The organism is Pseudoclavibacter sp. 8L, assembly GCF_902506465.1.
GTDB lineage: Bacteria > Actinomycetota > Actinomycetes > Actinomycetales > Microbacteriaceae > Pseudoclavibacter.
Map to the genome: position 1 here is coordinate 1 of NZ_LR733211.1, position 14,162 is coordinate 14,162.

15 protein-coding genes and 1 tRNA gene are annotated in these 14,162 nt (G+C 70.1%); 7 read left to right on the forward strand and 9 right to left on the reverse strand.

The genetic code is table 11. From position 1 onward, the window contains the following. Positions 1 to 546 precede the first annotated feature (546 nt). Together GV007_RS18605 and GV007_RS18610 are read right to left on the reverse strand one after the other, a co-directional pair. On the reverse strand, positions 547 to 1,224 hold the full coding sequence (locus tag GV007_RS18605; RefSeq protein WP_160075298.1) for an SRPBCC domain-containing protein: 678 nt from the start codon (positions 1,222 to 1,224) through the stop codon (positions 547 to 549). Between the two features lie 205 nt (positions 1,225 to 1,429). Next, positions 1,430 to 2,719 (reverse strand): MFS transporter, encoded by a 1,290-nt coding sequence (locus GV007_RS18610; protein WP_236558641.1) that lies wholly within the window; start codon positions 2,717 to 2,719, stop codon positions 1,430 to 1,432. Positions 2,720 to 2,885: 166 nt separating this feature from the next. Between GV007_RS18610 and GV007_RS18615 the strand changes: the two genes are divergently transcribed. Then, positions 2,886 to 2,958: transfer RNA gene (locus GV007_RS18615), tRNA-Arg, on the forward strand. Positions 2,959 to 3,205: 247 nt separating this feature from the next. Here the strand turns inward: GV007_RS18615 and GV007_RS18620 are convergent. Continuing rightward, the gene (locus GV007_RS18620) at positions 3,206 to 3,490 is read right to left on the reverse strand and encodes a hypothetical protein (protein WP_160075302.1); all 285 of its coding nucleotides are present in this window, start codon (positions 3,488 to 3,490) and stop codon (positions 3,206 to 3,208) included. 129 nt (positions 3,491 to 3,619) lie between these two features. On the opposite strand from GV007_RS18620, the gene GV007_RS18625 reads away from it, so the two are divergent. Beyond that, positions 3,620 to 3,934 carry a heavy metal-binding domain-containing protein gene (locus tag GV007_RS18625; RefSeq protein WP_104244492.1) on the forward strand — a complete coding sequence of 105 codons (315 nt, stop codon included), beginning with the start codon at positions 3,620 to 3,622 and terminating at the stop codon, positions 3,932 to 3,934. A 156-nt stretch (positions 3,935 to 4,090) separates the two neighbouring features. Here GV007_RS18625 and GV007_RS18630 read toward each other — a convergent pair whose 3' ends face one another. Together GV007_RS18630 and GV007_RS19120 are read right to left on the reverse strand one after the other, a co-directional pair. After that, positions 4,091 to 5,536 (reverse strand): NAD(P)/FAD-dependent oxidoreductase, encoded by a 1,446-nt coding sequence (locus tag GV007_RS18630; RefSeq protein ID WP_160075305.1) that lies wholly within the window; start codon positions 5,534 to 5,536, stop codon positions 4,091 to 4,093. A gap of 143 nt (positions 5,537 to 5,679) precedes the next feature. Continuing rightward, positions 5,680 to 6,279, reverse strand: a complete 600-nt coding sequence (locus GV007_RS19120) for a TetR/AcrR family transcriptional regulator (protein ID WP_201297776.1) — start codon at positions 6,277 to 6,279, stop codon at positions 5,680 to 5,682. Positions 6,280 to 6,393: 114 nt separating this feature from the next. Here GV007_RS19120 and GV007_RS18640 point away from each other — a divergent pair, with 114 nt between their 5' ends. Together GV007_RS18640 and GV007_RS18645 are read left to right on the forward strand one after the other, a co-directional pair. Next, complete coding sequence (locus tag GV007_RS18640; RefSeq protein ID WP_160075307.1) at positions 6,394 to 7,203, forward strand: SDR family NAD(P)-dependent oxidoreductase; 810 nt, start codon at positions 6,394 to 6,396, stop codon at positions 7,201 to 7,203. Continuing rightward, complete coding sequence (locus GV007_RS18645) at positions 7,200 to 8,249, forward strand: 2,3-butanediol dehydrogenase (protein ID WP_160075309.1); 1,050 nt, start codon at positions 7,200 to 7,202, stop codon at positions 8,247 to 8,249. The genes GV007_RS18640 and GV007_RS18645 overlap by 4 nt, the downstream gene beginning before the upstream one ends. A 40-nt stretch (positions 8,250 to 8,289) precedes the next feature. On the opposite strand, the gene GV007_RS18650 is transcribed toward GV007_RS18645, so the two are convergent. From GV007_RS18650 to GV007_RS18660, 3 genes are all read right to left on the reverse strand, one after another. After that, complete coding sequence (locus GV007_RS18650; RefSeq protein WP_104332656.1) at positions 8,290 to 8,517, reverse strand: DUF1272 domain-containing protein; 228 nt, start codon at positions 8,515 to 8,517, stop codon at positions 8,290 to 8,292. Continuing rightward, entirely contained in the window at positions 8,517 to 9,137 is a 621-nt protein-coding gene (locus tag GV007_RS18655; protein WP_160075311.1) for a DJ-1/PfpI family protein, read from the reverse strand. Before GV007_RS18655 ends, GV007_RS18650 begins: the two co-directional genes overlap by 1 nt. 152 nt (positions 9,138 to 9,289) lie before the next feature. Beyond that, positions 9,290 to 9,688 carry a hypothetical protein gene (locus GV007_RS18660; RefSeq protein ID WP_160075314.1) on the reverse strand — a complete coding sequence of 133 codons (399 nt, stop codon included), beginning with the start codon at positions 9,686 to 9,688 and terminating at the stop codon, positions 9,290 to 9,292. A 296-nt stretch (positions 9,689 to 9,984) separates the two neighbouring features. Between GV007_RS18660 and GV007_RS18665 the strand changes: the two genes are divergently transcribed. Then, a complete protein-coding gene (locus GV007_RS18665; protein WP_160075317.1) occupies positions 9,985 to 10,449 on the forward strand; it encodes a DUF6892 domain-containing protein in 465 nt (154 codons plus the stop codon). Positions 10,450 to 10,611: 162 nt separating this feature from the next. Here the strand turns inward: GV007_RS18665 and GV007_RS18670 are convergent, their stop codons facing one another. Beyond that, positions 10,612 to 11,592, reverse strand: coding sequence for an NAD(P)H-quinone oxidoreductase (locus GV007_RS18670; RefSeq protein ID WP_160075319.1), 981 nt, complete (start codon positions 11,590 to 11,592; stop codon positions 10,612 to 10,614). Positions 11,593 to 11,631: 39 nt separating this feature from the next. Between GV007_RS18670 and GV007_RS18675 the strand changes: the two genes are divergently transcribed. Both GV007_RS18675 and GV007_RS18680 read left to right on the forward strand, forming a co-directional pair. Continuing rightward, positions 11,632 to 12,495 carry a MurR/RpiR family transcriptional regulator gene (locus tag GV007_RS18675; RefSeq protein WP_160075321.1) on the forward strand — a complete coding sequence of 288 codons (864 nt, stop codon included), beginning with the start codon at positions 11,632 to 11,634 and terminating at the stop codon, positions 12,493 to 12,495. A 976-nt stretch (positions 12,496 to 13,471) separates the two neighbouring features. Further along, the gene (locus tag GV007_RS18680; RefSeq protein WP_160075324.1) at positions 13,472 to 14,155 is read left to right on the forward strand and encodes a tyrosine-protein phosphatase; all 684 of its coding nucleotides are present in this window, start codon (positions 13,472 to 13,474) and stop codon (positions 14,153 to 14,155) included. Positions 14,156 to 14,162: the final 7 nt, after the last annotated feature.

The following is a 14,162-nucleotide window of genomic DNA, read 5'->3' on the forward strand; positions in this document are numbered from 1 at the left end:
TTTTGGGCCCGGGGTGGCGACCATAAGTCAGCTTTGGACTGCGCAGCAGTGCGGGGTGAGCGGGGAGTGGAGGAGGGGGGTGGGGGAGTCGGACCTCTCCGCCTCGATTGAGTGCTGCCCGCCGCGCCCGTGCGCCTGCCCGCCCTGCCGCGCCCGTCCGTCCACCTGCCCGATCCTGCGCAACCCCTCCGCTGTCCCCGCGACCCTCCGCCGCCCAGGGCTGACTTCTGGTCGTTTCGGGCCCGGAATGGCGACCACAAGTCAGCCCTGGACTGCGCAGCAGTTCGGGGTGAGCGGGCAGTGGAGGAGGGCAGCGGGCGAGTCGGAGCTCTCTGCCTCGCTTGAGTGCTGCCTGCCGCGCCCGCCCTGCCGCGCCCGTCCGTCCACCTGCCCGATCCTGCGCAACCCCTCCGCTGTCCCCGCGACTCTCCGCGGCCCAGGGCTGACTTGTGGTCGTTTCGGGCCCGGAATGGCGACCATAAGTCAGCTCTGGGCGCCGGAGGGGGGCCGCGGGCCGCGGGTCTGCGGCGGTGGGGTCGTCGAAGCTCAGGCGTCTGCCGCGTCGAGGCCGTCGAGGTAGGCGTCGGTGGTGCGCTTCTGCGCGGCGCGAGCGTCTGCCTCGTCCGAGCCGGCAGCGATGGAGGCATCCGCCCACGATTCGGCGCTCAGCATGAGGAAGTTCCTCGCGTCGTCGCCGCGCACCCACGAGGTCGTCTCGAGGGGGACGGTCGCGCCAGCCTCGAGGTGGTGGGCGAGGCTCGCGAAGCTCAGGTCCCAGCCGACCCCGGTCGCGCCGACGCCGAACTTCGGCCAGGTGTCCTCGTCGGTCGGGGAATGGTGCTCGAGGGTGAGTGTGGCGTGGGTCTCGTCGACCTTCGTGAAATGGGCCTCGATGTGCGTGTGCTCACCGTCGTATTCCCAGGTCAGCGTGAACGAGTCCGGGGCGTGGCAGCCGGTGATGTGCCCGTGCGCGTTGTCCTGGATCTGGTAGGTCCCGCCCTGGCGGAGGCTGCCGTCGACGGGCGCGAACCACTGGGCGAGGCGGGCGATCTCGGTGGCCGCCGACCACAGCGAGCTGCGCTTCGCGGCGAACGTCTGCGTGAGGGTGATGACGAAGCCGTCGTGGCCGTCGAGTTCCTGCATCCGCACCGAACGGGTGACGGCGGCCAGCTGGGTCGCGCTGTCGAAGGTCGAAGTGCTGGTAGAGGTGGGCGCCTTCGTCATGTGCCCTCCTTCTGTGTCGGTGCTGGCGGGATGCGGGGTTGGGGCAGCGTGCAGGGTGAGTGGTGCCGCGTGCGTGGGGCGCGTGTGCGCGCGCTCCTAGCGTCGCACTTCGGCGTTCACCTTGGCAGGCCCCGCGCGGGGTTGCCTGTGACGATTACGTGAAGTTGCGGTTGCGGACGTGCGACGACGCCGCGCGTCGGGCGCGTCAGGGGACGCGAACCGCCTGGGTGGCGGCGGTCTCACCCCTCCAAGGGAGCAGGAAGAGGGCGAGGAGCCCGGCGATGATCGTGAGGCCCCCGACCATCCAGATGACGCCCGGCCAGTCGAAGTGCTGGAAGAAGACGCCGCCGAGGAAGCCGAAGAGGCTCGACCCGCCGTAGTAGCCGAGGTTGTAGAGCGCGGTTGCCTGGGCGCGGCCACGGGTCGGGTAGGCGCCGGCCCAGCCGACGGCGACGGAGTGCGCGCCGAAGAAGGCGGCCGTGAAGATGGCGAGGCCGGTGATGACGAGCCACAGTTGCGGCGCGAGGGTGAGCGCGAGGCCGCCGAGGGAGACGGCGGTGGATGCGAGGAGCACGACCTTGCGTCCATGGCGGCCGGCGAGGCGTGCGATGAAGGGCGAGGAGAACGAGCCGGCGAGGTAGGTGACGAAGACGAGCGACACGAGCCAGACGGGGAGGAAGTAGGGCGACTGGGTGAGGTGGAAGCCGAGGAAGTTGTAGACGGCGACGAATCCGCCCATGAGAAAGAAACCCTGCGCGAAGAGGCCGAGCATCCTGGTGCTGGAGAGGTGCGCGGCGATGGCCTTCCAGGCGCGGCCGATGCTCGCGCCGAGGGTTCCGCCCGCGTGCTTTGCAAGCGGGGCGAACCCGCGCGGCTTGGGGATGAGCCAGATGAAGAGCGCCGCCATGGCGACGGAGATGAGGGACACGGTGAGGAGGCCGAGCCGCCAGTCGAGGAGCTCGGCGACGGGGGTCGGCACGATGCGGCCGCCGAGGCCGCCGAGGGTGTTGCCGGCGACGAAGGTGCCGGCTGCTCCCGCTGCGGCCGTGGGGTGCAGCTCCTCGTTGAGGTAGGCGATGGCGCAGGCGGGAACACCGCCGAGCGCTAGTCCCTCGAGGAGCCGCAGCGCGAGGGCCAGCTCGAAGCTCGGCATGAGGATCATGAGCAGCCCGAGCACGGTGGCGCTCGAGATGGAGATCGTGATGGCGCGGACGCGCCCCATCCGGTCGGCTGCTATCGACCAGGGCAGGACGGAGATGGCAACGCCGAGGGTGCCCATCGACACCATGAGTGCCGCCGTCGCGGGGTCGATCGCGAAGGTCGTCGAGATCTCGGGCAGCAGCGCCTGCGGGGCGTAGAGCTGCGCGAACGTCGCGAACCCCGCGCAGAGCATCGCGAGTTGAATGCGTCGGTAATCGCGGGACCCGCCGAGGTGTCCGAGCCAGGGGTTGCCTGTGGATGGGGGCTTCGGGGTGCTGGCGCGGTCAGGGGTCACTCGTTCGAGGGTACTCCGGGGGTTTCGACCGAGCATTGTGCGTCTGCATGGGCGCGCGCGGATCGTTCGTGGTCTTGCCCGAAATGGCGGGCGACCCGCCGGGTTTGCGGTGCGCCGGGGTCGTGTGTAAGCTATCCCCTGGTCAATCGCGCAAGCGAAAGACTGGGCGCCCGTAGCTCAACGGATAGAGCATCTGACTACGGATCAGAAGGTTAGGGGTTCGAATCCCTTCGGGCGCACGGTACCAGAGCTTCAGGGCTCGAGTACGAAGCTCTGTGTTGAGACAGATGCAGGAAAGGCTCGCGAAAGCGGGCCTTTTTTGTTTGCCGCCGTGGGAATGTCGCAGGCTCTGATTCTGTCCCTTCTCCTGTCGCTTTTCTGTCTCTGTATGCGGATGTCCCCGTCCTCGTTTCCCTGCCTGTGCCCGCTTGCGCAAGCCGCCCGCCAGCGGGCGTGCGCATTCCCTGCCGGGCGGCGCGAGGGCGGTCAACGTCGTGCAGCCCGGTTGGCTGACGCGTCCGCGCGTGCGATGCGCACGAGGGTGATCAGGCCCAGGACAAGCAGCACGAGCGCACTCGCGGGCGCCAGCATGAGACCGGCGTAACCGAGGCTTACGAGGAAATCGGCAGGGTCCGGGTGGGCAGTGTCCGGGTGGGCAGTGCCCGGGTCGGCAGTGGCGAAGGCGCCGGTTGGACCGAAGGCGGCGGCAGTCGCGAGGGCGGCGAGGCTGAGCCCAAGCACGACGGTGACGATGGCAAGCGCACGCTTCATGCTCTCGAGCCTGCCACACGAGCCCCACCAAGCGAGCCCCAAGCCAGCCTCCCAAGCGAGCCTTCCGCACGAGCCGGCGGGGTCCTCCGCGTCCTTCCCGTGGGGGCCCGGATTCGGTAGCGTTCCCTCATGATCATCGTGACGACCAATGACGTTCCCGGCACATCCATCTCGAGCGTCATCGGCGAGGTCTCGGGCCTCACCGTGCGCTCGCGGAACATCGGCGCGCAGTTCGCGGCCGGGTTCAAGTCGCTCGGCGGCGGCGAGCTGAAGGGCCTCACGACGCAGCTCGAGCAGGCCCGCGCGGAAGCCGTGGCTCGCCTCAAGGCGGCAGCGGAGGCCGCCGGTGCGAATGCCGTCGTCGCGATGCGCTACGACTCGAACGAGATCGACCAGAACTACCAGGAGATCGTCGCCTACGGCACGGCCGTCGTCATCGCCTGAGCCCGGCAGGGCCCGGCTGGGCCTGCTAGGGGCTCGGCCTGGTGCCCCCGCCCTTGTCCTTGGGCCTGATGCCCCTGCCCTGCCCTGCTCTGCCGGCCAGCTGCCTCTGCCCCCGTCCTGCGTCCGAGCAGCCCCCTCGCGCGAATCGCCTTTCAGCTACGCGCGGCCCTTGAGGATGAGGTTCCAGTAGACCCACGGCAGCACGCGTCGGTCGAAGACCCAGGTGAGCCGACGCTCGCGCGCGAGCCCCTTCCAGAAGGGGACACTTGGGCGCTGCTGCCCGTCGGCGTCGAACTCCGCGAAGACCACGCTCGAGCGCGAGACGGTGAACGGGGCGACGGTGTAGCCGTCGTACTCGCTCCGCGCGGCCTGTCCGCCGAGCACGCCGGCGAGGTTCTCGGCGAGGGCCTTCGTCTGCTTCCGCAGCGCCCCGCCGGAGCGCTGGCTCCCCGAGATGGCGGCGTCGCCAAGCGACCACACGTTCGGGTAGCGCCGGTGCTGCAGGGTGCGCCCGTTCACGTCGACGAATCCCCCCTCGCTGTCCATTGGAGGTGCCGCCGCGGCGAGACCCGCCTCGGCGATCCAAGCGGGAGCTCGCTGCGGGGGTTCCACGACAAGGGCGTCGTAGTGGATGCGCTCGGACTCGCCTTCGACGTCGAACGCGGCGCCGGTTTCCGCTGCCGGGCTCGCGGCCGCCGGGCTGCTAGCCGCGGGGTTCGCGGCCGCTGGGCTGCGGGCCCCTGCTCCGATACCCCCTGTATCGATCGCCGCCGTACCGACAGCCGCACTGCCGATGACCGCGGTGCTGCTGTCGGCGACCACCTCGCTGAGTCGCGACTCGCGGCGCACCTCGATGCCGTATTCGGCGACCTTGCGCTCGAGCTCCGCGTCGATCTCGGGCACGCCGAGCGGCGTCGCGTCCGGCAGGACCAGCACGACCCGAATGCGGTCGAGCACGCCTCGTGCGCGCCAGTAGTCGCACGCCAGGTACATGGGCTTCTGGATGGCGCCGGCGAACGAGGCAGGCTCGGGGGCCTGCACGAACACGGCGGTGCCTTCCCGCAGGTCGCGGAGGAGGTGCGAGGTCTTGTCGGCGAGCCCGATCTCGTAGCTTGATGCGACGCTCGGCGACTGGAGGGCTGCGCGCAGGCCGGGGACCGCATCCCAGTCCTGCACGATGCCCGGGCAGACGATGAGGTGCTCGTAGCCGACTCGTCGGCCGGATTCGAGGACCAGCGATGCGGTCTCGGGGTCGACGGAGGCGACGGCGTCGCGGAGGAGTGTCACTCCGGGCGGCATGACGTCCGTCTGCGGTCGAGTCGCCTGGCTCGCCTTGGCGGTGCCGCCGGCGACGTGCGAGAGCATGGGCTGGTAGACGTGGTTGACGCGCGGCTCGATGACGGTGATGTCGGGGATGCCGGCTCGCTGCAGCCGGCCCGCGACGGAGAGGCCCGCGTTTCCGCCGCCGATGACGAGCACACGGTATGTGGTGAGCGTCGCCTGCTGCGCAGTCTGTTTTGCTGACTGCTGCGCAGTCTGTTTTGCTGACTGTTTCACTGACTGCTTCGTTGGCTGGGCGTCGCCGTTCGAGGTGGTGGTCATCAGAGCGACGCTAGCCGCCGGGCGGCGTCGCGGACCCGTCACCGGGGCATGGTCACGCAACTCCCAGCCTGCTGCCACGCTCAGGAAACAGCGTCGTCGAACATGGGGTCGCTGCCGGCCGCTCATCCGCGGCTCATACCCGCCTAGGTGTACTGACCCCGACCGAGCCACCAGTCGGGGGAGGCGGCGATGATCGTGCGGGCCGCAGCATCCACGTCATCGAGCTCCCCGGACCGGAGCCACTCCTCGATGGCGCTGACAGTGCCTCCTCCGGCGTAGGCGATGAGGAGGCGCGCGTGGCGTTCGCGGTCGATGCCGGGCTGGGCTGCCGGCGCGATCTCGGGGTGGCGGTCGAGGTGCGTGCGGAGGCCGGTCTCGATGCGGTCGACGAGGGTGTCGCGGACGGCCCCGGTGAGTCGCGGCGACATGGCGTTGCGGTAGATCTTCGCGTGGCGTGCGACGTGCCGCAGGAGCTCGCGCTCTGGTTCGTCGAAGACGCTGAGCTCGCTGCCACTGCTGGCTGGCAGTGATTCGAGGGGCGCCATGAGGGTGTCGATCTCCTCGCCCAGGAAGGCCGCGAGGAGGTGCTCCGGTGTCGGCGCGTGCCGGTAGAAGGTGTCGCGCGTGATACCGGCGGCTCTGGCGACTTGCGCCACGGTGACATCGGCGATGGGCTGCGCAGCCGCGAGCCCGTAGATCGCGGCGCGGAGGGCGGCGCGTGTTCGTGCCTGACGCGGGTCCATCCGCCCACCTTATGGGGTGCAGGGTGCGCCCACAGCAAACTATCTGACAGGTGCCTGATAACCGGCGTACGCTGGAACGGCACGCCAACGACGGCGGGCAGAACGGAGTGAGCAATGTCGCAAGCAGCAGACACGACCGCAACCGGCGCAGGCCGATTCGCCGGCAAGGTCGCGATCGTCACGGGAGGCGTCTCGGGCATCGGGGCGAAGATCACGGAGCGCCTCGTCGCCGAAGGCGCCAGTGTCGTCGTCGCCGACATCAACGCCGAGCTCGTCGCCGCAGCAGGCGAGACCTTCGGTGGCAACGTCATCGGCCGCCGCACCGACGTGACCGACGAGGACGACTTCGCAGGCCTGATCGCCGAGACGATCGAGAAGTTCGGCACGCTGGACGCTCTCTTCAACGTCGCGGGAGGCTCCCGCTCGGGCACCCTCACCGACATCTCGTTCGCCGACTGGGACTTCACGGTCCGCCTCAACCTCTACAGCGCCTTCAACGGCACCCGCCTCGCGGCCCGCCAGTTCCTCGCAGAGGGCAAGCCTGGGTCGATCGTCAACGTCGCCTCCCTCAATTCGCTTGTGCCGATGCACTTCGGTGTCGGCTACACGGCTTCCAAGGCCGCGGCCGTCATGCTCACGAAGCAGGCGGCGCTCGAGCTCGGCGAGCACGGCATCCGCGTGAACGCCGTCTCGCCCGGCCTCGTCGCGACGCCACTCACGAAGGGCCTCACCGACATTCCCGGCGTGCAGGAGGCATACGACGAGCGCATCCCCTTCCGCCGCGCCGCGCAGCCGGAGGAAATCGCATCGGCCGCGCTGTTCCTCGCGAGCGACGACGCCTCCTACATCTCCGGCGACAACCTGGTCGTCGACGGCGCCTGGTCGACGACCGGCTACCCCGACCTGCGGAAGTTCCTCGCATGAAGGCGGCGGTGTTCCACGGCAAGGAGGACGTGCGGGTCGAGGAGGTCGCCGAACCCACGCCCGGCCCAGGCCAGGTGAAGCTGCGCAACGCGTACGCCGGCATCTGCGGCTCCGACCTGCACGTCTACTACGCGCCGGAGAGCTCGGGCCTCGACTTCGAGCATCCGCACCCCGTCACGGGTTCGCTGCCGCCGCAGATCCTGGGCCACGAGTTCTCCGGAACCGTCGTCGAGCTCGGCGAGGGCGTCGACTCGGTGCAGCTCGGCGACCGCGTCGCGGTATGGCCAATCTACGCGTGCGGCGAGTGCGCGGCCTGCCGGCGCGGCAAGCCGAACGTGTGCACGAAGATCGGCTTCCACGGCCTCTCCTCGCACGGTGGGGGCATGGCCGAGTTCACGACGGTGGATGCGAGCAAGCTGCACGTGCTCCCCGAGAACGTCGACCTGCGCCTGGGGGCGCTCGTCGAGCCGATGGCGGTCGCATGGCACGCGGTCGAGCAGAGCGGCGTGCAGGCTGGGCAGACGGCGCTCATCTCGGGTGCCGGCCCGATCGGCATCGGCGTGTGGTTCGCGCTGCGCGCCAAGGGCGTCGAGACGGTCATCGTGTCCGAGCCGAGCGAGGGTCGCCGGTCTGCGATCGCCGGGGTCGGAGCGGCGAACCTCGTCGACCCGACGACGGAGGACCTCTCGGCTCGGGTCGCGGAGCTCACGGGCGGGGATGGCGTGGATGTCGCCTTCGACGCCGCCGGAGTCGGGCCTGCTGTCGCGGCCTCGCTCGCGAACCTGACTCCTGGTGGGCGCGTCGTGGTCGTCGCCATCCACGAGCGGCCCATGGATTTCTTGCCGACGCAGCTCGTCATGGGCGAGACGGCGATCGTGGGCACCCTCGCCTACCTGCAGAGCGATTTCGACGCGGTCATCGCCGCGATGGCGGCTGGCGGATACACGGCTGACGGCTGGGTCGACGATGTCGCCGTCGACGACGTGGTCGGGGCGATCGCGAGCCTCCGAGCGGGCAAGGGCATGAAGGTGCTCGTGCGGGCCTAGCGCTCGTGCGGGCCTGACCGGAGCGTCGGGAGACGCGTCGCTACCCGCCGTGCACCCGAACGGTGCTCGGCGGGTTCGCGGCGAGCTTCGAGGCCGGGCGCACGGGGCGACGCTCGAGGTTGCCGCCGCAGTTCGGGCACGCCCGCCCTTCGAACGTGGCCACGCAGTCGCGGCACCAGGTGCACTCGAAGGTGCAGATGTACGCCTCAGCGTGCGGGGGCAGGTCGACGTCGCAGCGTTCGCAGTTCGGGCGCAGCTCGAGGGCCATCAGACGAGTCCGTTCTTCTCGGCGAACGGGTCCCAGCTCGCGTCCGTGTGCACGTCGAGTTCGGCAGCGTCGCCGACCCGCGCCGCAACCTCAGCGCCGTGGATGGAGGCGATGATGGCGGCGGTCATGTCCATCCCCGCGGCGACGCCGGAGGACGTCCACCGGGTGCCGTCTTCGACCCAGCGGGCCTGCGGGACCCACTCGACGGAGGCGCCGTGCGACGCCGCCCAGGCGAACGCCCGCTTGTTGGAGGTCGCCCGGAACCCGTCGAGCAGACCGGCCGCCGCGAGCAGCGCGGAACCCGTGCAGACGGACGTCACGAGGCGCGCATCCGCCGCCCACTCTGCGAGCCAACCAAGGAACCCGGCGTCTGCGGCGAGGGCGCGCGTGCCCTGCCCACCAGGGACGAGCACGATGTCGGGGTGCGCGGCATCGGCGAAGCTGCTGGTCGCGATGACCTCCGGTCCCTGCGAGCTGCGCACCGGCCCAGCGTGCGGTGCGATCAGCTCGACGTCGAAGAGCGACGGGTCGAGCCGGAACAGCTCCACCGGGCCGAACACGTCGAGGAGCTCGAACCCCTCGAATAGGACAACGGAGATGCGACGCTTCGCTTCAGGCATGTCCGCATTCTCGCAGGACGATGATCGTTCTGTGCCAGATTGCGGCGTCCGGCGACGGTTGCCCCGAGAGGAGCCGCCTTCGAGGGATGTGTCCGAGTCGGGAGCGTTCTGAGCAGGGGCCTCCGGGCGAGGAGGCCTCTGAGCAGATACGCCTACGAGAAGAGCGGCGACGCTGGGCCGTCGCTGGCCCCCGCGACGAAGCTGGTGAGCAGCTCCCGGTCGCTCGCTGCGCTGCGATTCGCGTGGTCCGCCCCGAAGAGCAGATGCAGGGTGCGCACCTCGCGCCCCGTCAGCTCGTCGAACTTGATCTCGTCGACCGCTTCCCGCACGGACCAGCTCGTGGACCGCGCCGACATGTGGCCGGCGCGGCCGAACGTATACGCGGCGGCGAGGTTCGCGAAGAAAAGCCAGTCGTCGTCGGTCACCTTCACCGCGTAGCCGCGCTCACGCGTCCACGTGTCTCCGGATCTTGGCCTCGGCAGAGAGTCGGCCTCCACGATGTGGTCGTAGTCGGCTTCGGACCTGCGGCCTTCGCCTGCAACTCGGCACATGGGACCCCCCGGAATCGATGTCGATGCCGTGGACTCTATTCTCCTCGTGAGCGTTCGAGAACGTGCTGCGGGGTCTCTCCCGCATCGCCTACGGAACAACGCGAAAGCGGCCAACATCGGCGCCCCGGTGCCCCGGTGCCCGCACCTCCGCCTCACGTCCCGCTCGCCGGGTCGCCTCACGTCCCGCTCGCCGAGTCGAGAAGTGAGTTGTGGTCGTCAAGCGGCGATCGTAGCGACCACAAGTCCGTCCTGGGCGTCTCGGCGGACGCTCAAGTGCTTCCGCCAGCATGGCTCGCATGAGCGATTCCACCAAGACCCAGCCCGCCGGCGACCTGCCCAGCGAGGCGATCGAGTTCGCCGACCTCAACTTCAAGCTCGCCGTCATCCAGGAGCTGATGTACGAGCAGGAGCTGCTGACTCCGCAGTTCGTGCTCGCGGACTTCCTCGAAGAGCACGTCGACCGTGAGATCGACCTCTCGCAGGAGATCACCGAGCCGATCCCCGAGGTGCTCGAGTACTTCCGCTCGCTGCCCGTGCCCAGCGAATATGCGCCGAGCGTCGAGGAGCTCTACCAGGATGGCGGGAACGACATCTATCTGGAGATCGTCCCGCAGTGGGGCGGCGACGACTCGACCTTCGACATCGCCGACTTCACCGACACCCGCCACTTCCCGAACCTCACGTCGATGACCCTGCTCGGGGTCGACGACGAGGTCATCGAGGGGCTCCGCCGGAAGGGCATCGACGCGCAGCTGCTCTGAGCATCGGCCAGCGCGCACCGGCGGATGGGGGGTCGGCCTGCGCGCACCGGTGGATGAACGTCGCTCGGCAGGTGTCGGCCAGCGCACGTCTGCCGCTCCGCATCGGTGAATGAGCATCGGCCAGGGCGCGCGGGCGGATCAGCCTCGGGTCCGGCGCGCCGGTCAGCGCACGGCGAGGAGGATCTTGCCGATGTGCTCGCCGGACTCCATGCGCTGGTGTGCTCGATGCGTGAAGTCGAGGGTCTCGACGGTGTCGAGGAGGGGGCGCACCTTGCCGGCCTCGACGAGCGGCCACACATGCTCGCGCACCTGCGCGATGATCGCACGCCGCTCTTCCAGGGGGCGGGCGCGCAGGGTCGTGCCCCAGATGCGGCCCCGCTTCTGCATGAGGCGGCCGACGTTGATGGTCGCTTCGTTGCCGCCCTGCGCCGCGATGACCATGATCCTGCCGCCGATCGCGAGCGCGTTGACGTCGCGGGCAAGGTAGTCGCCGCCGATCATGTCGAGCACGACGTCGACGCCACGGCCTGCCGTGGCTTGGGCGATGACGTCGACGAAGTCCTCGTCGCGGTAGTTGATGCCTCGGGTCGCGCCGAGCTGCTCCGTCATGGCGACCTTCTCGGGCGTGCCGGCGGTGGCGTAGACGGTCACACCGAGGGCGGTGGCGAGCTGGATGGCGATCGTGCCGACTCCGCTCGTGCCGCCGTGCACGAGGAGCGTCTCGCCTGCTTCGAGGCCAGCGCTCATGAACAGGTTCGACCAGACGGTCGCGACGGCTTCGGGGAGGCCAGCGGCTTCGACGAGGTCGACTCGCCTCGGCTTGGGGAGCACGAGGCCCTCGTCGACGGCGACCCGGTCGGCGTAGCCGCCGCCGGGGAGGAGCGCGACGACGTAGTCTCCGACCTTCCACGCGGTGACGGATGCTCCGATCTCGACGACGGTTCCGCTCACCTCGAGACCTGGCCAGGCCGGGGCGCCATCCGGGGAGGGGTACTTGCCTTCGCGTTGCGCGACGTCGGCGCGATTCACGCCGGCAGCTGCGACATCGATGATGACCTCGAAGGGCCCGGGGGTCGGCTCGTCGACATCGGAGAGGACGAGGGCGTCTGGCCCGCCGGGGGTTGGAACCGTGATTGCACGCATGGTGGTCAGTGTTTCACGCGGACGTGTACCCTCCGTCTCATGTCAGGGCCAGTGCACGATCCAGAGCGGCTGCGGGGCGTGACCCGCCCGGAGCTGAGCGTGCTCGCCCGCGTGCGCGCCGCATCCGCCGCCCTCGGCCCGAGCGAGCGCAAGGTCGCGCAGATGGTGCTCGCCAGGCCAGACGAGATCGTGGAGTGGTCGACGGCGGAGCTCGCGGACGCCGCGGGCACGTCGGCGGCCACGGTCATCCGCGCCTGCCAGAGCCTCGGCTTCCGAGGCTTCCAGCATCTTCGCCTCGACCTCGCCCGATCTGCTCCGCTCGCCCCGCGCGAGCAGGGGGCTGCACGTGAGGCGAGCACGTTCGACGATGCGATCGACGCGGTCCGGCTCGCGCAGGAGAGCGTCGACCCTGAGCGCATCGGTGCAGCCGTCGAGGTGCTCCGCGGTGCCCGCCGCATCGTGCTCGTCGGCAGCGGCTTCTCGGGGCCCCCGCTGCAGGACTTCGCGATGCGACTGAGCACGCTCGGTCACACTGTCGAAGCTCCCGTGGATGCGCTGGCGCAGCAGTTCGCGGTGCGCTCGCTCTCGAGCGGCGATGTGTGCCTCACCCTCAGCTACTCCGGCGCGAATGTGCAGTCGCTGCGGGCCGCCGAGGCTGCGAGTGCGCAGGGGGCCACCGTGGTCCTGGTCACGAGCTACGCGCGCTCGCCGCTCGGACGGGTCGCCGACGTGGTCGTGACGACCGGACCCGCGGGCACCGCCCACGACATCGACCCGTTCCTCGCGCGGCTCGGCCACACGATCGTGCTCCACGCGCTCCACTCCGCTTTGTCGGAGCTCATCGGTGGCGACGAGGTCGTCGGCATGCGGCACGTCGTGGCCGACGCGCTCTCCGAAGACTGACCTGCGAAGACTGACCTCCGAGGACTGACCTGCGACGACTGACCTGCCGACGACTGACCTTCGAGGGCTGATCGCCGAGGACTGATCGCCGACGACTGACCTTCGAGGGCTGACCTGCGAGGTGCGCTCGCGCCCGCAATCCAGGCGCATGGCAGCCCTCTCGCGTCGACGTCTCCCGTGCCGAGCGCTGTCGCGTCGCGCGCTCTCGTGCCGCGCGCTCTCGCGTCGCGATCTCTCGCGTCGCGCGTTCTCGCGTCGCGCGTTCTCGCGTCGCGTTCTCGCGTCGCGTTCTCGCGTCGCGTTCTCGCGTCGCGCTCTCGCGTCGCGCTCTCGCGTCGCGCTCTCGCGTCGCGACCTCGCGTCGCGACCTCCCGCGCCGCGTCGTGCCGGCTGGGTTCCAAGGGGTCGAATCGATGCGTGGAGTCGATTCGTGCGGGGTTTTCGCAACCGTGATGGGTTCTGCGGAGGCGCGTGCGGGGTTTCGGTGACCGGTGATGGGTAAAAACCCATCACGGTTGCGAAAAGCCCGCACAGCCCGTTGGTTGTGGATGCAGACGCAGACGCGGACGCAGGCGCAGGCGCAGGCGCAGACGCAGACACAGGCTCAGGCACAGGCACAGACACAGACACAGACACAGACGGGGCCACGCCGTGCCCGCCTGAAGCAGCGGAACGACGCCACGTCACGTCACTGGCGCCGGGCCGCGGCGCGCCGGGCCGGGCCGGGCCGGGCCGGGCCGCGCCGGGCCGCGCCGCGCCGGGCCGCACAGCAACGCGCGACCTGACCGTTCTCCCCTGCTTTCGCGGTCGAGTACCCGAGGTCGCCCTTGCGCGCACTCGTCTCCCGGAGTTCATCCGCACGCTCGACGCTCGTCACCGCGCGTTCACCCTCGCTCGTCACACTCCCGATGTAACAACGTTCCAGGCTCTGCGGAATCAATGTAACGGGCCGGATTCAACGCAACGGGAGGTGCTCGTGAGGGCAATCGAGATCGACGGGCTGTTCAATGCCCGCGCAGCCAGCACGACGTCACCCTGGATCGTGCGCGCCGGATCACCGGATGCGCTCGCCGCCGACGGCGAGGCGGCGCTGCGCGCCCTGGGCGTCTCGCTCATCCTCGATCTCCGCGAGCGCGCCGAGTCCGGTGAGCGCGGGCACGGCGTTCCGGTTCGCCAAGTGCCCCTGTACGGCAGCGAGCCGCCCGTCGCGGGTCGCCTCGAGGACATCTACGAGACGCTCCTCCGGGGTCGGGGAGGTGCGCTCGCCGAGGCCGTCGCGGTGCTCGCCAACGCGGAACGCGGTGTGCTCGTCCACTGCACGGCCGGCAAGGACCGCACGGGGCTCGTCGTCGCCCTCGCCCAGCTCGTGGGCGGTGCGAGCGAGGCCGACGTTGTGGCCGACTACGCGCTGTCCGGTGTCGAGGTCCGCTCCGTGCGCGAGCCGTACGCGCTCGCCGTCGCCGCCGCCTACCCCGCAGCCCAGCGCGATGAGATCCTCCGCCTGCACCTCGACAGCCCGCCGGAAGCCCTCGAGCACGCGCTCGCCATCATCCGCGAGCTCGGTGGCGCCGAAGCGTACCTGCGCCGCCACGGGCTCACCGACGAGCAGGTGCTCGCCCTGCGCAGCAAAGCCGCGCAGGCGGCCTCGGTTCGGTCGTGAGGGCTGA